At 58.6% G+C, this 21,323-nt stretch carries 14 protein-coding genes and 6 pseudogenes; 10 read left to right on the top strand and 10 right to left on the bottom strand.

What is annotated here, in order from left to right; all coding sequences use genetic code 11:
- Positions 1-46: 46 nt before the first annotated feature.
- From BDOA9_RS39770 to nifA, 3 genes and pseudogenes are all read right to left on the bottom strand, one after another.
- On the bottom strand, positions 47-661 hold the full coding sequence (locus BDOA9_RS39770) for a hypothetical protein (protein WP_025038595.1): 615 nt from the start codon (positions 659-661) through the stop codon (positions 47-49).
- 748 nt (positions 662-1,409) lie between these two features.
- A pseudogene (locus tag BDOA9_RS39765) lies at positions 1,410-1,559 on the bottom strand (transposase); the annotation flags it as partial.
- A 118-nt stretch (positions 1,560-1,677) separates the two neighbouring features.
- Positions 1,678-3,189 (bottom strand): nif-specific transcriptional activator NifA, encoded by a 1,512-nt coding sequence (gene nifA, locus BDOA9_RS35065; RefSeq protein ID WP_244521651.1) that lies wholly within the window; start codon positions 3,187-3,189, stop codon positions 1,678-1,680.
- Between the two features lie 866 nt (positions 3,190-4,055).
- On the opposite strand from nifA, the pseudogene BDOA9_RS35060 reads away from it, so the two are divergent.
- The 3 genes and pseudogenes from BDOA9_RS35060 to BDOA9_RS40090 all read left to right on the top strand — a co-directional run.
- Positions 4,056-4,291, top strand: a pseudogene (locus BDOA9_RS35060) (transposase); the annotation flags it as partial.
- A gap of 95 nt (positions 4,292-4,386) precedes the next feature.
- Positions 4,387-4,797: an IS110 family transposase gene (locus tag BDOA9_RS39760; RefSeq protein WP_340162412.1), complete on the top strand. Its 411-nt coding sequence runs from the start codon at positions 4,387-4,389 to the stop codon at positions 4,795-4,797.
- Complete coding sequence (locus BDOA9_RS40090; protein WP_340162411.1) at positions 4,727-5,338, top strand: hypothetical protein; 612 nt, start codon at positions 4,727-4,729, stop codon at positions 5,336-5,338. Before BDOA9_RS39760 ends, BDOA9_RS40090 begins: the two co-directional genes overlap by 71 nt.
- A gap of 56 nt (positions 5,339-5,394) precedes the next feature.
- On the opposite strand, the gene BDOA9_RS35050 is transcribed toward BDOA9_RS40090, so the two are convergent.
- Positions 5,395-5,799 carry a transposase gene (locus tag BDOA9_RS35050; RefSeq protein ID WP_025038594.1) on the bottom strand — a complete coding sequence of 135 codons (405 nt, stop codon included), beginning with the start codon at positions 5,797-5,799 and terminating at the stop codon, positions 5,395-5,397.
- A gap of 54 nt (positions 5,800-5,853) precedes the next feature.
- Between BDOA9_RS35050 and BDOA9_RS39755 the strand changes: the two are divergent.
- Positions 5,854-6,186, top strand: a pseudogene (locus BDOA9_RS39755) (IS110 family transposase); the annotation flags it as partial.
- A gap of 632 nt (positions 6,187-6,818) precedes the next feature.
- Positions 6,819-7,338, top strand: a pseudogene (locus BDOA9_RS39750) (hypothetical protein); the annotation flags it as partial.
- Here the strand turns inward: BDOA9_RS39750 and BDOA9_RS35040 are convergent.
- Positions 7,243-7,749, bottom strand: coding sequence for a hypothetical protein (locus BDOA9_RS35040; protein ID WP_025038593.1), 507 nt, complete (start codon positions 7,747-7,749; stop codon positions 7,243-7,245). The pseudogene BDOA9_RS39750 and the gene BDOA9_RS35040 sit on opposite strands and share 96 nt — an antisense overlap.
- 1,028 nt (positions 7,750-8,777) lie before the next feature.
- On the opposite strand from BDOA9_RS35040, the gene BDOA9_RS35035 reads away from it, so the two are divergent.
- Together BDOA9_RS35035 and BDOA9_RS35030 are read left to right on the top strand one after the other, a co-directional pair.
- Positions 8,778-9,371, top strand: coding sequence for a NodA family N-acyltransferase (locus tag BDOA9_RS35035; protein ID WP_042337031.1), 594 nt, complete (start codon positions 8,778-8,780; stop codon positions 9,369-9,371).
- A gap of 569 nt (positions 9,372-9,940) precedes the next feature.
- On the top strand, positions 9,941-10,729 hold the full coding sequence (locus BDOA9_RS35030; protein WP_025038591.1) for an ABC transporter permease: 789 nt from the start codon (positions 9,941-9,943) through the stop codon (positions 10,727-10,729).
- A gap of 221 nt (positions 10,730-10,950) precedes the next feature.
- On the opposite strand, the gene tnpC is transcribed toward BDOA9_RS35030, so the two are convergent.
- Positions 10,951-12,429, bottom strand: a complete 1,479-nt coding sequence (tnpC, locus tag BDOA9_RS35025; protein WP_042337029.1) for an IS66 family transposase — start codon at positions 12,427-12,429, stop codon at positions 10,951-10,953.
- Positions 12,430-13,008: 579 nt separating this feature from the next.
- Here tnpC and BDOA9_RS35020 point away from each other — a divergent pair.
- The gene (locus BDOA9_RS35020) at positions 13,009-15,096 is read left to right on the top strand and encodes a recombinase family protein (RefSeq protein WP_025038589.1); all 2,088 of its coding nucleotides are present in this window, start codon (positions 13,009-13,011) and stop codon (positions 15,094-15,096) included.
- Here the strand turns inward: BDOA9_RS35020 and tnpB are convergent.
- The 4 genes and pseudogenes from tnpB to BDOA9_RS39740 all read right to left on the bottom strand — a co-directional run.
- A complete protein-coding gene (tnpB, locus tag BDOA9_RS35015) occupies positions 15,084-15,359 on the bottom strand; it encodes an IS66 family insertion sequence element accessory protein TnpB (RefSeq protein ID WP_152033773.1) in 276 nt (91 codons plus the stop codon). The two genes, BDOA9_RS35020 and tnpB, sit on opposite strands and share 13 nt — an antisense overlap.
- A 26-nt stretch (positions 15,360-15,385) precedes the next feature.
- Positions 15,386-15,508: a hypothetical protein gene (locus tag BDOA9_RS39950; protein ID WP_256375441.1), complete on the bottom strand. Its 123-nt coding sequence runs from the start codon at positions 15,506-15,508 to the stop codon at positions 15,386-15,388.
- A 53-nt stretch (positions 15,509-15,561) separates the two neighbouring features.
- Positions 15,562-15,813, bottom strand: a pseudogene (locus tag BDOA9_RS39745) (transposase); the annotation flags it as partial.
- Between the two features lie 416 nt (positions 15,814-16,229).
- Positions 16,230-17,084 (bottom strand): annotated as a pseudogene (locus BDOA9_RS39740) (IS3 family transposase); the annotation flags it as partial.
- Between the two features lie 1,186 nt (positions 17,085-18,270).
- Here BDOA9_RS39740 and BDOA9_RS34995 point away from each other — a divergent pair.
- Together BDOA9_RS34995 and BDOA9_RS40285 are read left to right on the top strand one after the other, a co-directional pair.
- A complete protein-coding gene (locus BDOA9_RS34995; protein WP_025038587.1) occupies positions 18,271-20,925 on the top strand; it encodes a PAS domain S-box protein in 2,655 nt (884 codons plus the stop codon).
- A 224-nt stretch (positions 20,926-21,149) separates the two neighbouring features.
- Positions 21,150-21,263, top strand: coding sequence for a transposase (locus tag BDOA9_RS40285; RefSeq protein WP_082847988.1), 114 nt, complete (start codon positions 21,150-21,152; stop codon positions 21,261-21,263).
- Positions 21,264-21,323: the final 60 nt, after the last annotated feature.

Here is a 21,323-nt window from a genome sequence, read left to right as displayed (position 1 = left end):
GCGGGTGCCGAAATCATATTGCGTAACGTACAATGGCCGCCAGGCGTTACATCCCTTCGGCGGCGGCAACAATCGCAATGACAAGCCTAATGAAAAGACATTGCTCGGCTTTGCTTTCAGATGCCCGGCCGAGGATAAGTTTTGCGATCTCTGCTTTATTGGCTTGCGTTCGCAAATTCGGAGTTAACGCCAATACAGCTTTGTCGAACAAATGGCCAAGCCTCAAAAGCGCATCCGGTTCATAGATCCCGCTCGTCTCTAAGGGAGCACGGTTCGTGAGGCCGCCGGCTGTCTCGGTACTGACCAATTTGACTTTGGAAAAGATGCCGAGCTGCGCGAATATGAGCGCGTTCGCCAGGTCAGCGAGATGCCGGGTTGCTTCGACCGGCTTTTCACCTTCGCCTACTAACCTTCCAATCTCTGCGATTCGCGACTCGATACTTTGCCTGAGATGTTCATGAGAAGTGCTGCAACCGACCGGAGCAGGCGGGTCAGCAAGCGACTCAAGGTGAGGCCGACGAACGGGTAAGGCGCTCTCTAGCAGCCGCAAACAAGATGCATAGTGTTTCAGCTTCGGTAGCCACCACGCCAATGCCTGATCTCGCATTCCCATTATTTCCGTCGAGGTTGCGTTTCTGATACTATTCATCATGGTCGTCATGAGCACTCGTTATAAGGTTCCGTTTGGAGGCCAGCGAGCCTTCCCGAAGCGACGCCGTCACGGGAGCGATTTCTCAACGTATAACTCTCAGCAGATCCGACGCCGTGTCACCAGTAGCAAGCTTGACCGGCGTCGGTGAAATCGATTGTTATGATAAAGGGCATCCACATTCTCAATGGGTCGGCCGAACCGGCATGGCGGGCCGTTGCAACCCTATTTCCTGTGTCTTGCCGCATCTACCTGGTAGCACAATAAGAGCCCTTTATGGCGGCGACAGTACTCCAGAGTGTCGTCGAGGCCGACATTCGGTGAGTGCCACGTTTCTTTCGGGATTTCGTCCCATGGGTTCATCGCCTGTTGTTGCACCTTGCCTCTGCCGGCCTGCGCCGATCAGATCGTTTTGGCGGTCATGGCGTCCATCAGACGGCGACCGCGGTAATCGCTATTGGGGGTCAGGACGCCAATTTCGCCCTCGTTCAGGAGCGCCCAGGTGATCCGCTCATCTTATTGGCCTGCGGGACAGCAACGACCTTAAAGGGCCGTCTGGCAAGAAGCGCCTTCAGCCACGGCGCGCCCAAGCGCCGGTTCGGAGAACCCGCAAGACGGCCGTTCCCTGGCAACGAGGAGAGGGCGGAATTCCGGACTTGCCATCTTCGGTATTCGTCCCAGCCGCTGTTTGCCTCCGTTTGAATGAGACTGTGGCGTCAATCCCAGCGTCTTAATCGGCACGAAGCGCATGATCATTCGCCTGCCTGACCCGCGTGTTCTCGTCCTCCAGCGTCTTCGGCCGCTTGGCTTCCGAGACGTCCGTTCCGCCGAACTTGGCTTTCCACTGGTAGATGCTGGCGTCGCTTGCGCTCGGCTTCCGCCACGGACCAGCGTCAGCCTCATGCTCCTTCCGGTCCTCACTGGGCGCCGAAACGAGCTTCGAACTGGATTATGGCCGGGGCAAGGTGAGATCTCATGCCTACAAACCAGACCTGATGAAGTTGCAGCTCGCCTCCGGTCAAGTACGATCATAGCTTCTTTAGCTCGACTCCGTGTTTTCTGAGTGCGTAGCCGATTTGGCCGGGCGTCAATTTGAGTAACCGCGCTGCCTTCGCCTGTACCCACCCAGCCTTTTCCAAGGCCGCAATGAGGGTCTCGCGATCAATTATTCGCTCACTTCTCGTAAACTGCGAGTTCGAAGATCTGGTTGCGTGGGAAGGGTGGTCCAGGTGAACTCGCTGAAATAGTGCATCGCCTGATACCCTATGCGGCTCATCAGTGGACGATTGTTGTGGCATCTGCTGCCACTGCTTGTTCTTCCAGAGCCGAGCGGAAAAGCACCCACCGGATTTGCAGGCTAAATCGCGACTGGTGATTGATGGACCAATCGCCATGGTGGCTGTTCGTTGAACACAACTCTGAAGCTCTCTGATGTTGCCAGGAAATTCGCAGCCCGTCAGTACGTCGAGCGCGCTGGAATCGAAAGTTAACGATCGACCGTTCTCGGAGTTGAACGAGTGGAGAAACCCAGCCGCGAGCAATGGAATGTCGTCGCGGCGCTCCCGCAGTGGCGGGACCAGTAGCGGAATGACGCTCAGGCGGTAATAGAGGTCCGCGCGGAATTGCGTCTCCGAAACGGCCACTTCTAGATTCTTGTTAGTGGCTGCTATGATCCGAACGTCGACTCTTATCGTGTGTGTACCCCCCACCTTCTCAAACTCTTGCTGTTGTAGCGCCCGCAGCAGCTTCGCTTGAAAAGGCCCTGAAATCTCCCCAATCTCGTCGAGAAAAAGCGTGCCTTTATCAGCCAGCTCGAAACGCCCCTTCCGAGAACTGATTGCTCCGGTAAAGGCACCCTTCTCATGGCCAAAGAGCTCAGATTCCAATATGGTCTCCGGCAGCGCCGCGCAGTTGACTTTGATGAATGGCCGGCCGGCACGCGAAGAGAGGTCGTGGATTGCTTTTGCAGCAACCTCCTTGCCGCTGCCGGTCTCGCCTCGTAAGAGCACCGTTGCATTTGACTTAGCGACCATGCTGATCTCACGAAGGAGTTTGCGCAGCGCCGGACTGCGACCGACAACGCCAGGTACCGTTATGTTGTGGTCTGCCTCGACTTGATCGGCATGCGGTAGCTCTGTCCAGTCGTCATTGCTCGGCAAGGGCTGTTCTCTTTCATCGTTGACGGTGGAGCGGTATGACTGGAGAAAGTCTCCGAGCTGGTCTGCGATAGAGCGGAGAAGCATTATGCCCGACTCGGCGAACGAGGAGGAGCCACCCTGGAGCAACTCGGCAGACAGCATCCCAGCGGTAGCGCTCTCCACAACGATCGGAACGGCGATGAACGTCAATTGATTGCTTGCCGGGCCGCCGAGTGCACTTGTATCGGTTCCCGCCGGGCAATTCTCGGGGAGCAGAGGATCTATCGTATAGAGTGCGGCCGTGGTGAGGACGCGGTCGAGGGCTCCTTGCGGGCAAGCTGAGGCGGTAGCTCTGATCGGTTCCTTCAGTCCAGCCCACGCCGACGGCGATTGCCGAGGCATTTTCGGCAAGACTTGGACACACCACGGAATGTTGCATCCCAAGCCGCGACTGTATTAACCCGGCGACCGCCTCAAGCGCGAGCTCGAGCCGATAGAGTGCGGCGAGTTGTTCTGCGATCGACAGCAAGATCTCTGGCGCGTCCAGGCTTGGCGGACGGCTAAGATGATAGGGCCCCGCTCCGGATAAGTCGGAGTTGGCCGCCGAAAGAAAAGCAGGGTTGCCGGTCATATGTCGTGTTTTTGGCCAATTCGTAGTTCGAGACCAGTGGTGTCACGTCGGCGTTTGGTATCTGCGATGCCGCGGACCTAACAACAACGTTCCTAGAGCAGCGACAAGGCCAACTAGCATTAACAATCCGGTCCCCACGGGAGGATATGCCCCGGTGCAGCTCCCCCCCATCGGGTTCTCTCCAGGTGCGATGAGGCGCGAAAATCGGGCATTACTCATCCCAATTGCCACGTGCCGGGCGAGCCTCTCGCGCCTATTTGGCTGCGTGAGGCCACTCAATCCAAGGGGTGCGCCACATTGGCGCATGTGTGAGGCGAACCGCGACTTGCCCTCAGGGGTTGCAAGCGCTCGGCCATCGATGCCTCTGCCTCCTATGGGCATCATGTAACCGCCTCGGCGCAATGAGTTGGACGCCGGGAGCGTACGCTCCACGACCCCTGCGAAAGACCGCTTTGCCAAGGCATGTAACAATTAGTAACGGAAAAGGGCTTGCAACAGCCTTACTACAGATCCCGACTCTGGTTAGATTCGTCGGACATGGTGCAAACTAGTTTCCGCCAAAATTGATAGCAGGCAGTGAGCTGCTGCCGTTTTGATGGACCCGAGATTGGGTGTTTTATCAAGCCGGAGGTTGGCCATGCAGAGACGGAAGTTTAGCCGAGAGTTCAAGATCGAAGCGGTCAAGCGTGTCAGGGAGCGCGGGGTGTCGGTGGCGCAAGCCGGCCGCGACCGGGGGGTTCATGAGTACGTACTGCGCAAATGGGTGAAGGAGTTCGGCCCTGACCCGGTACAGGCGTTCCCCGGCATGGGCAGATGAAGCCCGAGCAGCAAGAGATCGAGCCGCAGCGCCGTGAGGTCGCCAAGCTGGAGGCCAATGGGTGGATGGGAACGTGAGAATGGTGACGCTGTTCGGACGGCGATCCCGATTTGGAGGATGACGATTGGCATAACCCAGACCCTCCAGCCCCATGACTGGATGGAGGAGTTGCAATGCCGAAGACGCCTGCCGGTGGCCGCCCGGATTAAAGCCGGTCAACGTTGAAGCCGCCGCCATCGACATAGGGTCAAAAATGCACATGGCGGCGGTCGACCCAGGCGGCACCGGCACGCCGGTGCGTGCATTTGGCACATTCACGCAGGACCTGCACGAAGTGGCGGATTGGTTCAAAGCGTGCGGCGTGATCGGTGTCGCGATGGAATCCACGGGGGTCTATTGGATCCCGGTGTACGAGATTCTCGAGCAGCGTGGTTCGACGTCATTCTGGTCAACGCACGTTACGCCAAGAGCGTGCCTGGACGCAAAAACTGATGTCAGTGACGTCGCTTGGCTGCGCCAGCTTCATTCCTGTGGTTTTGCTGCGCGGCAGCTTCCGGCCTGATGCCGATATTGCGACGCTACGCGCCTATCTCCGCCAGCGAGAGCGGCTAGTCGAATATGCAGCCGCTCATATCCAGCACATGCAGAAGGCCCTGATGGAGATGAACTTGCAACTTCATCACGTCGTCTCCGACACCACGGGCGCGACCGGGATGCGGATTATCCGAGCTATTGTGGCAGGCGAGCGGAATGCTGACGTGTTGGCGACCTACCGTGACGTGCGCTGTCAATACACCATCGAGACCATCCGCGCCGCACTGGTAGGCAACGATCGGGACGAACTTGTCTTCGCACTGACCCAGTCGCCGGAGCTCTACGACACCTACCAGGCCAAGATGCTCGATTGTGACCGCAAGCTGGAATCCTTGATCACGGCGCTGACTGACAAAGGAGCCAAGCCGATCGGCGAGCTCTCCAGGCCGCGGGTAAAGACCAAGCAGGTTAACACACCGTCGTTCGACGTCAGGACAGCGCTATACGGCGTCCTCGGCTGGATGGCGGGCTGCCATAGCGACCACGGCTATCGCGACGAACCCGCTTAATAGCATCCAGCAGCTCTCGATTGGCCAAGGCCCGGAGGCTTTCCGGGCGCGACCGCCTAATAGCCTGCAGGCGAGACGCCGAGCGCGCGGCACATGACCTCAACCGGATTAGTCCGCACGGCGATCTTCGATAAAGCGGAACCCTTCGTCCGGGGTCCAGCAAAGATCGCGATCGACCTTTTCAAAATGTCGCGCTCCATGCGCAGCTGTTCGTTTTCCCGCTGCAACTTGGCGATCATGTCAGCCTGGTCCGCCGACGGCACCGCCGCTTGCGGCGTGGGCGCCGCGGCGCTGCCGCCCGCTGCCACTGTGACCAGCTCCTTCGCCCATCGGCTGAGCACGGAGCCGTCGAGCCCGAGCTCCTTCGATATCGACTTCGCCGAGCGGCCGCTCGATACAACCAGATCAACTGCCTGTCGCTTGTACTCGTCCGAATAGGACCGACGCTGCCGTTTCGCCATCTGACACCTCTCGCTGCCTGAGCTATAGGTGTCCACCGATTTAGGGGAGGCCCAAACAATATCTCCGGTGGCAAGCTACTATCTTCGCGCATGCGGCGATCGTCCAGTCGGGCAGCGGCACTGCTGCGGCTTGCAGCGACCTCGGTTGGGTGGAGCGATACGGCGCTTGGCGCATTTTATCGACGGCTGGCTTTGCGCGCCGGCAAGCCAAACGCGGTGACGGCAACCGCTCGCAAAATAGCAGTTCTGTTCTACAATACGCTCCGGCACGGCATGACCTACAGGGATCCGGGTGCTGATCACTACGAAGAACAATATCGCGGCCGTGTCGTCGCCAATCTGAGGCGACGTGCCAAGTCACTCGGCTTCGTCCTGCAAGTGGACCCGGGCATTGGCTGTTTCTTAGGAAGGCCGCAGCCGTCTTCGCGAAGGAGCGACATGAAGTTCGTCTTCATCGCGAGGCGCCGGACAATCTGGCCGGTGGCATGGCTATGCGATGCGCTGGGGGTATCGCGGTCGAGCTTCAATGGGCGTAACCACTCACCAAGCGTCAGGGCCCGCAGGACGTTGGTCTCGGCGGCAAAGTGAAGGCCAGCTTCGCCGTCAGCGACTGAACTCATAGCGCGCGCCGGCTCTGGCGCGAGTTTCTGGCTGACGGGGCGAATTGTGCCCTGCACCGGGTCGAGCAGCGGCTGATGCGCTTGCAGGGCTTGCGGGCGCGGGGCCCGCCGGCGCTTTATGAATGGCGGGGGTCGGCAGCCGAGATCGTGTCGGCGCATCTGCTGGATCGGGAGTTTACCGCTGAGCGGCCGTACTACAACTAATCGCCGACTTCGCCTATCTCTGGGCAGTCGAGGGCTGGCTTTATGTGGCGGCGGGATCGAATCGCTCTCGCAGGGTGCACTGGGCTGGCCCATGGCGTGACGGCAGCGTGTGGTGATGCGCTGAATGGCGGCTCGCTTCCCAAGAAGCGCGCCCAATAACTCCGCTCAATGTCATCGGCTGTTTTCTGAATAGGACGACGCTGCCGGCGACAGCTCAAGCGCGAAGGCGCCGATGTTGCCCGTTGCACGGGCTCGCGGCTGATGCGGGACATGGATTTGCAAGGGGGATCCGCGGCAAGCCCGCCCACGCTCAGCGACAAGGCCGCGCCCTGCCCGCTGATCACGTCAACCGCCAGTTCAAGGAGCCACGACCGAATGTCCCCTGGCTCTCCGACTTCGCTTATGTCGCAGCTTCCAGGTTGTCGAGTTCGCCACCCTAGAATGGGTCGATTGGTTCAACAACCGGCGGCTCCTCGAGCCCATCGGCAACATACCGCCGGTCGAAGCTGAGCAACGCTACTACGCCATGCCGGCCCCCAAGGCATGGCCGCATAACTTAAACCAAACTGGCCTCCGACAGCCCCGGCATGGTTCAATCCTTGGTGCGACGGCAGCAGGTTCATTTAGGCTGAATAGTGTCAGGCCAATCCGTGAACTCCATCTCGAATTGACGATAGTCGAGGGGCTTAGTCGTGAAAGTCACAGTCCTTCCTGAGAGAACCGCTAACGAGCCTGAGGCAAACTTAAACACAGTCTTGCCGGAAGCAGCAATGCCGGCAGCCCTGTTGTCCTCCATAAGGGAGGAGCCGATCCCCTCCAGGAGCTGACTAACCGCAAATCCGTCGAGCGCGCGATGAACGTCAAGAGAAGCCAAGTACGTTTGTTTCTCGCTGCTCCATTCGCTGACGAACAGTCCCGTAATTCCCGAGTCCTTCAGCGCTCCATTGGCGACGTGACAGGTGTACTGGAGGCTGACAATAAGGTGCCCGTCCCGATCACCGACCGGCTCTCGATCGGACCCCTCTACGGTGCAGCTGTAGCGTCGCATTGAGTCTGCGAGTGCGATCCCATTCAAAACGAGCAAACCGCAAACCAAACATGATAAAATTGCAAGAGATTGTTTCATCTACTTATCGCTTCGCAGACGCGCCGTTACCAGTGTACAACTTGACACCACGTCCGATTCAAGCAGTCTATGAGTCATTTATCCGTACTTTCAGATTCGCATCGGCATCTTACGGGCACGCGACTGCTTGGAATGCGAGTGCGAGCCAGTTAAACTGTGCTGCTGGAGCGGCATTTGAGAAAGGTCGCCGCGGCGGAGAACGACAGATAGGAACGATTTACCTACAAGCTAGGCCGGGTTCTCCGAATTGTTGCTGCGCGACTCTAGGTCCGAGCCAACCTCCTTTCGCTAGACTCCGCCCCCCCGTGCCGGACGTTCGCCCGATGTGTCGGCAAACCTCGTCACGGCGCGCGCGCTCCGTGCCTCGGCTGCTGGTTACCGCTAGGAGCTGAAGCGGACGAACTGGGTTAGAGCTATGCTCGACCTCGTGACGTGGCTTTCAACAATTCCATCCATAACACCTGATGAAGCGGCGGTTATTCGCTGCGAACCTGTCTGGCGACAGAACCAGGATAGCGCCGTCCGAGCGCCACTCGCTTGTAGTGGAGTCGGCAAGCTGACTGGCGGCCTTCGCGGATCGACGAAACCCATAGGTGGCCCGCACGCCCTCGCTCAGAGACTGAGACCGTCGCGACGATACATGCGGCGCTGGCCTACAAGGAAAACCAACCGTCGTGTATTGATGTCAACTCCTCATTCGGCGTGCGTTGCACGCCGCGCTTCTAAGAGTGAGCCGCGCCAAAGCATCACCCAGTTACATTTGATCCGCAGTGTAGATGGCTCTAATCCAAACAATTGATTTAACAGTACGCGCAGCAATGGTTAGGAAACCTCCTGTCCGCGAGAGATCGGGTAGACTTCGGAGGAATAGAAAGTGTGCGCCGGATATCGCAAGAATATTACGCGATATCGTTGGATCAGCGCAGTCTAAGCGGGGTCGCCTGCATGGCGACACCGATCGAGCGAGTAACCTGGTCCGCTGCTCACCCGGTGAGGGCCGCAGATTGCGGGAAAGCAGGAGAGCATTCATGCGCCATCGGCTTCAGTGGAGAACGTGCTGGGAAAACGAGTTGCAATTATCCGATCACGTCGAACTCTCCAAATTCTTCCGAAGCGCCTACGGGCCGACCGGGGCGTTCAATGCAAGACCTTTTGAGGGCAATCGAAGCTGGGCTGGAGCGCGACCTGAGCTGCGCGTGATTGGTTACGATGATTGCGGCGTGGCTGCCCACATCGGCGCGCTGCGACGGTTCATCAAGGTCGGCGAAATCGACCTGCTGGTGGCTGAACTCGGATTGTACGCGGTACGTCCGGATCTGGAAGGACTGGGAATCAGCCATTCAATGCGCGTGATGTATCCGGTGCTCCGGGAGCTTCGGGTTCCCTTCGGGTTCGGCACAGTTCGGCTCGCACTTAAAGATCATATCGCAAGGCTACTCGGCCGGCCGGGCTTGGCGACAATTGTTTCGGGAATTTGTGTACGGTCTACTCTTCCCGACATTTATGACAACTTGCCGCCAACTCGGGTGGATGAGGCCCTAATCGTGATTTTCCCAATTGCGCGGTCTTTAAGCGAGTGGCCGGCAGGCGCACTCATTGAACGTAATGGTCCAGAGCTGTGAAGTCGCAAATCGCCCGGAATGGACGCGCGCTAAATGGAAATGCAAGACTGCAGACCTCCCTCGGGAACACGGCTGGCGCGCGGGGTTGTGTCTGGCCACGCCGGTCAAGCAATTGCAACGATCCTCACCCGCTCGTAGTGGACGAATCAACAGCCGGTCTCGACCTGCACGCGCTATTTGGGCTGAGATCGACCCCACTCGCGTCCTTCGAGCGGCAAGACAATGATGCCGACAACCCCTTTATGGAGGAGACGGAGCGGCTTGTGCGATATCGGCTGTGCGTTTCGGAGGAGGAACACTAGATCGTCGAGGGGAGAGTCACAGGCTGATCAGCATGCAAAATGGCCGTGACGTAATCGAAAGCTGTGGTGGTAGTCCACACGAATAACGGACCTAATCGTGTTTTGCGCGCCGCTTATGAAGTCAGTGGTGAGGTCGCCTCTTGTCGGGCGTCCAATCTCGAACAGTTACAAAGCATCTGCGCGGGTATGCGGGTTTTGCGGCTTCGACGGTCTGCCAAAACGTGAAGATGTATTCTTGCTGCTCGCGGGGCGCGAGACGGAGACGTGATGAGAGTATTTTATGGGGCTGCGATGCCGGCCGGTGCGCTGAATTGGGTTGCGGTATGGCACCGCAACTTCTGGGCTTGGAAAAAAATTGCGATTGCATCGCTCATCGGCAATCTTGCCGATCCGCTGACGAACTTGCTCGGTCTTGGCTTCGGCCTGGGATTGATTGTGGGGCGCGTGCACGGGACATCGTATATCGATTACTTGGTGGGCGGCATGGTCGCGACTAGCGCGATGACCTCCGCGAGCTTCGAAACGCTTTATGCGACATTCGCTCGGCTGCACTCCCAAGGAACCTGGGAGGCAATGCTTTGTACACAGCTTACGCTCGGTGACATCCTGCTCGGTGAAGTGGCATGGGCAGCCAGTAAGGCTCTATTGGCCGGCATAGGCATTTCGACCGTCGCTGGGGTGCTTGGCTATGCCGCATGGCCATCTATGCTTTGCGCGCTACCGGCTATTGTTCTGACTGGGGTCGTCTTCGCCAGTTTGGCGATGGTCGTCATAGCGGTAGCGCCAAGCTACGACTTCTTCGTATTCTATCAGACGCTGGTGGTCACGCCTATGATCTTTCTCTGCGGCGCAGTGGTTCCAACCGATCAACTGCCGACACCGTTTCAGGTCGCAGCCGTGTTGTTGCCGCTGAAGCATTCGATCGAGCTAATTCGCCCGGCAATGCTTGGTCGGCCAGCGGACGGCGTTGTCATGCATGTTATGGTGTTGCTCATTTATGCCGTGGTGTCGTTTTTGTGCTCTGGGGTACTGCTTCTTCGGCGTCTCATGCGCTGAGAGACAGTGATTGCAAAGGCGATGATGGTGGCTCTGTAACGGGAGTCCAGAACAGGTTTGGGCGCTGAGGGGTCTGGCGCCCGGTGCACGAGCTGGTCCCGATCGGTCGGAATGAAGCCAAAGCCTTGTCTCCCCACAAAGTTTCGACCGAACGTTCGGCCCCCATCGTTGCTACATGTCTTGCTTCGTGGGTTGGTGTAGATGATGCGTAAGCGTCGTTCTCAGGCCACGGCTTTGAGGGCTTGAGCGCGGTAGGCCCAGGGCAGTAGCTGGTCGATGTCGCGGTTTGGATGACCGTTGACGATGCTGGTGAGCGCGTCGGTCAGGTAAGCAAGCGGATCGACGTCAATCAGCTTACAGGTTTCGACCAGAGAGGCGATGATGGCCCAGTGCTCGGCACCGCCGTCGGATCCTGCGAACAGCGCATTTTTCCGGTTGAGCGTGATCGGGCGGATCGAACGTTCGACAACGTTGTTGTCGAGCTCGATACGGCCATCATCGATGAAGCGCGTCAGGCCCTCCCAGCGTGAGAGCGCATAGCGGATGGCGTCGGCCAACTTGCCCTTTTGGCTGATCAACGCGAGCTTTGCGCGGAGCCACCGCTCGAAGGCTTCCGTCAGTGACCGGCTTTTCTGCTGCCGCACGAGGCGACGCTCCTCGGCGCTGCGGCCGCGGATGTCCGTCTCAATCGCGTAGAACCCGGCGATGTGCTTGAGCGCCTCGTTCGCGATGGGTGCCGGGCCAGGAGTCGCGAGTTCAAAGAAGTTGCGGCGCATGTGCGCCCAACAGAACGCAAGCTCAACGTCGCCCCGCTCAGCGAGTTTGGCGTAGCCGGCATAGCCGTCGACCTGCAGGATTCCCTTGAAGCCTGCGAGATGAGCGATCGGTCGATCGGCTTTGCGATCGGGGGCATAGACATAGGCGACGCCCGGCGGATCGACGCCGCCCCATGGTCGGTCGTCTGCCGCATAGGCCCAGAGCTGACCGGTCTTGGTGCGCCCGCGGCCGGGATCAAGCACCGGCATTGTCGTCTCGTCGGCGAACAGCTTTGGTCGTTGCCTGAGCTTGCCGAGGAGGCGCTCATGCAGCGGACGCAGGTGGAAGGCTGCTTGTCCCACCCAATCCGCCAACGTTGAACGATCGAGCTCAATGCCCTGACGGGCATAAATCTGCGCCTGCCGGTAGAGCGGCAGGTGATCGGCATATTTGGAGACCAGCACCTGGGCGACGGTAGCCTCGGTCGGCAATCCGCCCTCGATCAGCCTAGCGGGGGCTGGCGCCTGTATGACCCCATCCTCGCAGGCCCGGCAGGCGTATTTGGGCCGCCGGGTCACGAGGATCCGGAACTGCGCCGGGACCAGGTCCAGCCGCTCGCTTCTGTCCTCACCGATCCGGTGCAACTCGCCTTGGCAGCAGGGACAGGTCTTGTCCTCGATGTCGACGATGACCTCGATCCGCGGCAGGTGCGCCGGCAACGCGCCACGGTTGCCGCGGCGCTTGCGAGCTCGCGCATCGCGGCCTTCAGGTGCGCTGACGTTCTGCGCCGTCTCGCTATACGCTGCCACCTGCTCGACGTCTTCCAGGCCCAGCAGCATCTGATCTTCGGGCAGCGTCTCCGCCCGCCGACCAAACCGGTGTCGCTGCATTTCCTTGATGATCTGACGCAGCCGTTCGCTCTCGCACCGCTCGGCAAGCAGCATCGCTTTTAGTGTCTCGAGATCGTCAGGCAGGGCGTCGCTCACACCCAAATCAGAGCATATTCGCCGCGATCTTGCGACGCGTTCGGCGCTCCTGATTCACTTCGCCGCAGCACTGCCAACAGCTATCCGGGCTGCGCTGGAGCCGGCGTCTCCCGTGCCTCATGCACAAGCCGCCAGTCGAGTCCTTCCAGCCAGGGGATTGAGGAATGTCCCTAATAGTGAGTCTGACGAATCATCTTCTGAGGTAGTCGAGGTTAAGGACCCCCACCATCCTTTGTGGGCTCGCTCATATCGAGTGATCAGGAAGATCGGCCAGCGAGGCCGAGGCATTCCTGCTTCGTATGAAGTTGAGTATCGCGCAGGAAGCAGCCTTCTGATTCAAGCAACCGCAATCGAATATTATGGAGAAGAAGCAAATCAGATTAAGCTGAGTATGGAGGCTCTACTCGAGCTTTTATCGACAGCGGATTGTCTCGACGCACATGAGCATGGATCCAGCCGATCTTTGGTCGACGCTGACGCCCGCGCTCCGACGCCAGATCGTCGAAGACGTCGCCGCGATTTTGGCGGAGATCTCTCATGAAGTCCGAGTTGATCACACCAAGCCACTTGGCGCGCAAAGCCGTGGTCTACATCCGGCAGTCGACGCCGCACCAGGTCGTAAGCAATCAGGAGAGCCTGCGCCTTCAATACGCGCTTCGCCAGCGCGCCCGCGAACTCGGATGGCGTGAGGCGGCCATCGACGTGATTGATGCCGATCTCGGGTTGAGCGCCGCGTCTATAGCACAGCGTAACGGCTTCAAGGAACTCGTTGGCCGTGTTGGCCTGAGTGAAGTGGGACTCATCCTGTCGATCGACGTGACCCGATTGGCGCGTAATTGTACCGACTGGTATCCGCTCCTGGATATCTGTGGTCTACGTGGCTGCCTGATCGCCGACCGCGATGGTGTCTATGACCCGGGCACTCCGAACGGACGGTTGCCTCTCGGGCTGAAGGGTTCGATCTCCGAGCTTGAACTACATACGATCCGCAGCCGGCTGACCGCTGGCCTCCTGGCCAAAGCCGAGCGCGGCGAACTTGCGGTTATGTTGCCAATCGGGCTGATGCGGGATCCGAGCGGCCTGGTCGTTAAGGATCCCGACATGGCCGTGCAAGGGCGGCTCGGTCTCGTCTTCCAGTTGTTCCTGCAGCTGCGCAGCGTTGCCAAGGTCATGCGAGCGTTGAACGAGCGTGACCTGGAACTGCCGCGTCGTGATCGGTATGGCGATTTGTGCTGGACGCGCGCGACGTTGGCTGCTGTCGCGGCGATCTTGAAGAACCCGGCATACGCGGGCGCCTTTGTCTATGGACGAACCCGCTTCCAGCCATCGAAGCGGGAGGGTGCCCTCCCACAGAAGGCTCCGCGGCCGATGGAGGAGTGGCGGATCGTCGTTAAAGACCGATATCCAGCCTATATCGATTGGCCAATCTATGAAAAAATCCGAACCGTCATCAGAGATAACCGAGCCGAATACATGCGCATCAAAACCCGCGGCGCGCCTCGCAATGGCGAGCTCCTGCTCCACGGCATTGCCTGGTGCGCACGATGTGGTCATAAGATGTACGTCCGCTACAAGGGCGGTGGCGAGTATGTATGCAATCACCTGCGTACCCAGGAAGGTCAGCCAACCTGCCAACACATTCGCGCCGCCCATATCGATGCAGCCGTTGGCGATGCATTCCTAACCGCACTAGCGCCAGCCGAACTGGATGCCTTGTCGCGCTCACGCCGGGTGCAGCAGCAGATGAACACTGCGTTACGCTCCAGTGCAGAACGAGAGCTCGAGCGCAAGCGGTACACGGCAGCGCTCGCCGAACGGCAGTTCAACCGAGCTGATCCAGATAATCGGTTGGTCGCCTCCGAACTCGAGCGCCGATGGGAAGCGGCACTTAACGACGTGCGCGCCGCTGAAGAGTCGCTTGCCCGACAGGCGCCGCCCAAAGCGATCACACAAGTGGCCTTAAGCAAGGAGCTCAGCGACAAGGTCATCAGCCTCACTGGCCGCCTCCCGCAGATATGGCGTGACGAGACGATCTCGGATGCCCATCGCAAGGCGTTGTTGCGATGTCTCATCGAAAAGGTCGTTCTCGACCGCGGTGAGCACGACTTGGCCCTGGCTAGGATCGTCTGGCGTGGAGGCGCCGTGACGGAGCTCAAGGTGAAGATGAGCGTCAACTCCGTCACCAGATTGACACGAGGCGCCGAGATGCGGGAACGCCTTCTAACGCTCGCTCGCGACGGCGTCCCCGACGACGAGATCGCCGCAATCCTTACCCAAGAAGGTCACCGCTCTCCCCATTGCGCCGATAAGGTGCTGCCTATCACCGTCGGTCGGCTCCGTCGTGCCGCGGCCATCAAGGTAACTGCCCAGCGTACTCGATGGGACCATGACGGCTCACTCCTCAGTCCACCCGAACTGGCCAAAAGGCTCGAGATTCCGGTGAACTGGCTCTATGTACAGATCCGAACTAAGCGTTTGCTGATTGATCGCCAGCCCAGCGGCGCCTATCTCTCCCCCAATACACCATCCGTTCTAGACGCTATTGGAGACCTTCGAAACCACGTCATTGCGCAACTTGATCTAAGAATCTGTCAGCCTAACAAAGAGGGGCATCAACATGGGTGATCGAGGAGCGCCGACAATTGCCCCGCTGACAGGCGCATCACACCGTCCTCGATCTTCGGCCAGCGGAAGATCCCATCCTCAAGCCTCTTGGCGAACAGGCACAGGCCCGTTCCATCCCAGAACACCAGCTTGATCCGGTCCGCCCGCTTGGCCCGGAACACATAGACAGCGCCCGAGAATGGATCTGCACCCATGCTCTCGCGCACCAGGGTCGCAAGACCCTCCATGCCCTTGCGGAAGTCTACCGGTTTGGTCGCTACCATCACCCGGACCGCGCCTGACGGACCGATCACCCGCTCGCCTTCAGCGCCTGGACGATCGACGCAATCATCGCCGTGTCCGCTCCACGACCGGCTCGGATCGTGATGCCGTCGACTTCAATCTCGATGATTCCGCTGTCTGGCTTGCGCACCACTTTGCGCTCTTGGTGAGAGTCGGCGCCGGCACCATGGCGTCCATCACCGCCGGCACAAACTGTACTTCGTCCGCCTCGGAATGGCCGCCTGTGGCTTCTCGCAACTGACGCCGCCAGCCAAACAGCTGCTGCGGCGACAATCCATGCCGTCGAGCCACGGAACACACCGAGTCGCCACTCGCCACGATCTCTGCAACGATACGCGCCTTGTCCTCGTCGCTCCATTTCCGCCGACGACCGGCTCCGGTGAAGACCTCAAGCCGCCGCACCGGCTCCGTGATAGCAGTATGCACTGTGTCCATTCTAAGCCTAACGGTCAAAACCGAACCGCAGACTCGCAGATCGCCCCGTCATCCGGTAGGTGGCCGCTGAACAGCGCTTACGATGATGCGATCCGCCAGCTCATTCCAGAAGGCAAGGGAAACTGGAACTCTGTCTGTGCGCGAGACAACCTTTGCACCGAGGCGAGCCTAAACAGGAAGAGTTCTTCAATTCGCGAACCGCCGACGAAAGCTCATTGAGCATTCTATATTGCGCATTCCATGAACACCAAGGGAATGATACTATTGTTCTGACGTCTGAGAATGACTGGTTCATCAGCGGATTGCGGGGGGCGTTCTGTCTCCAAACTTCTGACCGGTGAAGTCGTGGATAAGTCTCGTCGGCTTTCATAGATCCATAGCAACATCGCCTTCCTTATAAGCTGATCGATTTCGGTTGGCCGTGAGAAATCCAGCGTGACATCGCGCTGGTAGGCGCACAAGTCGACGTCGCGCGACACAAACTCGCTGCCTTGATCGATGCGAATCGTCGCCGAAAATTCTACTTCGTTACGAAGCCGTCCAGGATATCGGTGCTGCGGAAGGTGAACCGCGGCTCCAGCGCCAGCGAGGAGCGAGCGAAAATAATCAATGATCGTGAGCACCCGGTGCTTGCCGCCGGTTGCCAGCTGGTCATGAATAAAGTCCATCGCCCAGGTCTCGTTGGCCCGGGTCACAGGCCGGCAGTTATCGTGCAGCTTGGCCTCGGCCTGGCGCCTTGGCGATTTGTTGCGCAATTGCAGGTCCAGTTTGCGATAGACGCGGCGGGTATTGTTCTGACAGTGTCGCCATCCTTCGCGGCGCATCTGCACATGGACACGGCGATAGCCGTAGCGCCCGCTAACATGGCAGATCTCCTTGATCAGAGCTTCGAGGGCGGCCTGCTCGAGCGACGAGACTTGTAATGATAGGTCGGCCGGTCAAAGTCGAGAGCCGCACAGCCCTAGCGGATCGACACCTTCCACTTACCACAAATCTCGTCGGCGAGCTTGCGCTTCCGACCAGGCTTAACAGCTTTCGGCGAATCACGTCGTGCAGCATCTCCTTGTCAAGCGACAGATCGGCCACCAGCTTCTTCAGCTTGGCGTTCTCGTCCTCGAGCTTTTTCAACCGCCGCGTCTCGGTCGGCAGCAGACCGTCATACTTCGTCTTCCAAGTGAAACAGGTCGCCTGGCTGATCCCAGCCTTGCGGCAGATATCGTAACCGGGGCTCCGTCGTTGCCCTGCTTCAGGATAAAACGTCTTCCGGGCATCCGAAAACGTGGGGCCTTCGTCGTCTTCCACTCCTCCCAGCCGAGGAGAGTCGGCAACGCAAAACTCTAACCAAAAATGGTCCAGCTTTCCGATCTCAGATCATGTTACCAAAGCGGACCGTTACAACAGGCGCATAATCTTATGCGGTCTCCGCTGCCGCTGATCAGGCGAACTTGGGAGGGCCCGGAACGGAATTGAAGTCCTCATTCACCAGTGTGCTGTCGACATGTCTCTTGGCGAAGGTGGTCATCGCGCCTCCCAGAACGGCGATCTTTTACAGGCTGAGAAGCGCACTCATCAATTGTTGACTGAGACCTATGACGCCGCGTCCGCCGCTGTGTGTCGTCGTCGATCATGCGCGCAACGGGACCACTGGCCGCCTCGTGTTGCGAGAAAGCGAGCATTAGACCAACGGCTTTCTCTGCGACAACAGGGTGGAAACTGTCCTCCGCGGCGATGCGCGATACAAACTTGTTCATTAGAGCGTTCATCTGTGTTACGCGGCGGCTGGCGGGCCGCCCAAGCAGGTGCAGCCATACTACAATTCATCTTCACGAAAAACGGGGCGAGGAAGCGGCGCAAAATGCCAGCATTAACTTTCCGGATCGCCCTGCCAAACAACCTGAGGTCGCGATGATGTTCGACCTAAGCGTCGGCGCTTCTTGGACGGCGGCGTACGCTCGTAGTTGTCGTCTGAGCAAGTCGCCACTCATGTCAGCGGCGGAGACCCCCTCCCCGACCTTAGGCATTGTAAGACCTTTTCGAGTTGCGAGGACAGGGTCGCCCGGTGCTCGACAGGAGTTTGTCCAGAGTGTTGATCTGCCGTAGCGCCCGACCGTAGGTCGGGAGGGCCAGCGGCGGCCAGCAGTCACCATCTGGGCGCCGCGCTTCCAGCTATGAAGAACACTTATGAGCTTGTTCCGTGTCTATGCCGATTTCAGCGAACGGCGCTTAGTCCGGCGTCCAGCAAGTAGCGCTGGTATACTTTATCTAGGACTATCCTCTCCATGGCCCGAATTTCAGCGTTAAGGCAACTATACGAAGGTATGTTTACGGCCTTCGGCGTTGTCTTGCTCCCATTGCCCCATCTCCGAGGCGCTCATGAGCCTGTCGGAGTGCAATGAATTGCTGTATTTGCTATTCTATCATTGACTTTCGTTCACAAAGCGCAAAAGCGGCTGACGCATGTTCAATCAGCTCACTACATTCCAGCGTGGGGCGATTCAGTTCCTCTTCGGGAGCATTGCGATCGCGATCGTAGCATTAGTGTCCTTGTATACTCAAGGTCCTCTTGCTCCAACGGCCTTCGCCTGCCTGGTTGCAATCTTATTGTTCTCGATGATGGGAAGTGTCATCGCATCGATGGCTCTCGCAACGGTGTCCGTGGTGTTGTTAAGTTACGTGCTTGCTCCGCGTCCGTTCGGTTTCCGTATCGATGACCATCAAGACGCTATGATGGTCGTCGCTTTCTTTATCGCCTCAATGATCGGAGCGCACGTGATCGGTCGACTCCGTGAGGAAAGGGAAGCTGCGCGCGAGACGGCAGCAACGCTCGGGCGCAAGGCCATGGACCTGCACAATAACGAGAAACTATGGCGGGCGGTCTTTGATCATAATCCGGCTATGTACTTCATGGTGGATGAAGCTGGTATTGTTCTCAACGTTAATACTGTTGGCGCGACTCAGCTCGGCTATATGCATACGGAACTCGTCGGGCTATCCGTGCTGGAAGTCTTTATGCAAGACGATCGCGAGGTGGTTCGCAAATGCATCAGGGAGTGTCTTGCGTCCATTGGCGAATCGCGCAGCTGGAACATGAGGAAGGTTAGAAAGAACAACTCGGTACTATGGGTGCGCGCAAGCGCGAAGGCCATGCTGGGGAAGGACGACAAGCCAATTGTCCTCGTCACGTGCGAAGACATCACTGAGCAGAAGCGCGCAGAAGTCGCTCTGCAGCGGAGTGAAGCCCATTTGGCTCGGGCCCAAGAATTGAGCCACACTGGCAGCTTCGGCTGGAACGTCGCTACCGGCGAGGTGTTTTGGTCGAAGGAGCAATTTCGGATATTCCAGTACGATCCCGAGACGAAACCGACCCCGGAGCACGTCCTCCACCGCACGCACCCAGAAGACAAAGCGTCGGTCCATGAAACTTTGCGTCGCGCGGTTCGAGGCGAGGATTTCGATCACGAATACCGTCTGCTGATGCCCGATGGGTCGATTAAGTACATTCACGCGCTGGCAAGCGCGATAAGAACCGCGTCTGGCGATGTCGAATTTGTCGGGGCGGCGACGGACATCACGGCGGCCAAACAGAGCGAGCAGCAACTGCGTCGTAGTGAGGGCTATTTGGCCGACGCGCAGCAGCTTAGTCGCATAGGTACTTGGTCCTGGGATTGCCACCGACGATCTTTTGCATATCGCTCCGCTGAAGTGAGCCGGTTGCTCGGTTTTGATCCGGACGAGCCTGTGACGCTAGAAGCCATCCGATCGCGCATCCATCCAGACGATCTGGCGGCGCAGCAGCAAGTGCAGCGTCAGGCGATCGAACAGGGGAAGGGGAACTTTGAATACGATTTTCGAATCTGTCTTCCGAATGGTTCTATTAGGTACATACACTCAGTTGCGCGCGCTGTGTCAAGAAGCGACGGCTCCGTCGAGCTGATCGGAACGCACATGGATGTCACAGAGCAACGCGTGGCCAGACAACAGCTAGAAAGCACCGTTATTGCATTGCGGGAGAGTGAGCAGCGTTTTCGAGATTATGCCGAAACTGCTTCCGATTGGCTCTGGGAGACGGGACCCGACCACGCCGTCACTATTCTATCAGAACACACCGGCGCTGTGGGCAACTTGGCCGCGGGACTGCGGGGCCGACCTCGCTGGGAAATTGCCCTGGACGCCGAAGAAGAGCCGGAGAAGTGGCGGCAACATCGGGCGATGCTCGAGGAGCGTCGCCCCTTTCGCGATCTTGTTTATCGCACTGTCAACACAAATGGATCTGCGATATACGTCCGGACCAGCGGCAAGCCACTGTTTGACGAAGCTGGCAAGTTTCTTGGCTACCGTGGCGTGAGCTCGGACATCACAGCTCATATTCGCGCAGATCAGGCGGAGCAGCAATTGAGGAAGGCACAGGCAGATCTCGCGCATGTGACGCGCGTGACGACGTTGGGAGAACTAACAGCCTCGATCGCCCACGAAGTAAACCAACCGCTCGCAGCCATTGTCAGCAACGGCGAGGCGTGCCTTAGCTGGATAGCACGCGAAGCTCCCGATTTGTCGGCTGCTCGCAAGTCGGTGGAGTGGATCATCAATGACGCTATACGGGCAAGCGAGGTGATCCGCAGGGTCCGTGCACTTGCGAGAAAGCGTGATGTTGAGATGGTGTCACTCGATATGAATGACGTCATCAACGAGTCCATCGCGCTATTGAAACGCGAGCTCGCTAATCACAGAGTGACCGTGCGAACAGTTTTGGCGCCGACGTTGCCCCCGATCCTAGGAGACCGGGTACAGCTGCAGCAGGTGATCATAAACCTGATAATGAACGGGATCGAGGCGATGCAAGCAGTCGATTATACGACGCGCGAGCTGCTGATTCAGTCACTTAGCGACGATATGGGACGCGTACAGCTCTCAGTGACCGATTGCGGCGTGGGAATTGCTGAGGAGGATAGAGCCCGGATCTTGGATCCGTTCTTCACGACCAAAACGAGCGGCATCGGCATGGGTCTCACCATTTGTCGTTCGATCTTAGAAGCTCACGGAGGGCACCTATCGATTGCTCGCAAAAACGGACCTGGGGCGACTATTCAATTTGCGTTGCCCGTCGCTTCGTGACCGGGCGCTAGGCGGGTCGGCATTTTAGGTTCTTGCGCAGCCCTTAATGCCCACGCGGGCAGGTGCTGTTATTACTCAGCGTCGCGTTCAATGCCTCTTCGGCAGGCGAGTATGCGATGCCTCAGCGTCTGATCGCGGATCTCGAACGCGAGACTAAGAAAATATCGCAGATCCACGGGACCGTAGCAAAATAGGCTCTGGGCGAGCCGCGGGCTCTCAAGCTGATGACGATGCCTGGCGTGAATTCGGTCGTCGCCTCCGTTGTGGCGGCCGCGATTGGCGACATCGCACGCTTCCATTCACTGAAGAAGCCCAGCACTTCGGTTCGACTCCTGTGAGCCGATAATAGGCGTCTCACCAGCATCGTGGTCAGGCAGATCCGTTCGTTGTGGACGATG

Source organism: Bradyrhizobium sp. DOA9 (assembly GCF_000617845.2).
GTDB lineage: Bacteria > Pseudomonadota > Alphaproteobacteria > Rhizobiales > Xanthobacteraceae > Bradyrhizobium.
Note: the sequence above shows the minus strand (reverse complement) of the source record. Positions and strands in the feature narration are given on the sequence as shown.

Bases quoted from the DNA above. Each gene is read 5' to 3' on its own strand.
- BDOA9_RS40090 (WP_340162411.1), top strand. From the start codon at position 4,727: ATGTCAGTGACGTCGCTTGGCTGCGCCAGCTTCATTCCTGTGGTTTTG.
- BDOA9_RS39760 (WP_340162412.1), top strand. From the start codon at position 4,387: ATGACTGGATGGAGGAGTTGCAATGCCGAAGACGCCTGCCGGTGGCCG.
- tnpC (WP_042337029.1), bottom strand. From the start codon at position 12,429: ATGCTGCTTGCCGAGCGGTGCGAGAGCGAACGGCTGCGTCAGATCATC.
- BDOA9_RS35050 (WP_025038594.1), bottom strand. From the start codon at position 5,799: ATGGCGAAACGGCAGCGTCGGTCCTATTCGGACGAGTACAAGCGACAG.
- BDOA9_RS40285 (WP_082847988.1), top strand. From the start codon at position 21,150: ATGACGATGCCTGGCGTGAATTCGGTCGTCGCCTCCGTTGTGGCGGCC.
- BDOA9_RS35020 (WP_025038589.1), top strand. From the start codon at position 13,009: ATGAAGTCCGAGTTGATCACACCAAGCCACTTGGCGCGCAAAGCCGTG.
- BDOA9_RS34995 (WP_025038587.1), top strand. From the start codon at position 18,271: ATGTTCAATCAGCTCACTACATTCCAGCGTGGGGCGATTCAGTTCCTC.
- BDOA9_RS39770 (WP_025038595.1), bottom strand. From the start codon at position 661: ATGACGACCATGATGAATAGTATCAGAAACGCAACCTCGACGGAAATA.
- tnpB (WP_152033773.1), bottom strand. From the start codon at position 15,359: ATGGTAGCGACCAAACCGGTAGACTTCCGCAAGGGCATGGAGGGTCTT.
- BDOA9_RS35030 (WP_025038591.1), top strand. From the start codon at position 9,941: ATGAGAGTATTTTATGGGGCTGCGATGCCGGCCGGTGCGCTGAATTGG.
- BDOA9_RS35040 (WP_025038593.1), bottom strand. From the start codon at position 7,749: ATGAAACAATCTCTTGCAATTTTATCATGTTTGGTTTGCGGTTTGCTC.
- BDOA9_RS35035 (WP_042337031.1), top strand. From the start codon at position 8,778: ATGCGCCATCGGCTTCAGTGGAGAACGTGCTGGGAAAACGAGTTGCAA.
- nifA (WP_244521651.1), bottom strand. From the start codon at position 3,189: ATGCCTCGGCAATCGCCGTCGGCGTGGGCTGGACTGAAGGAACCGATC.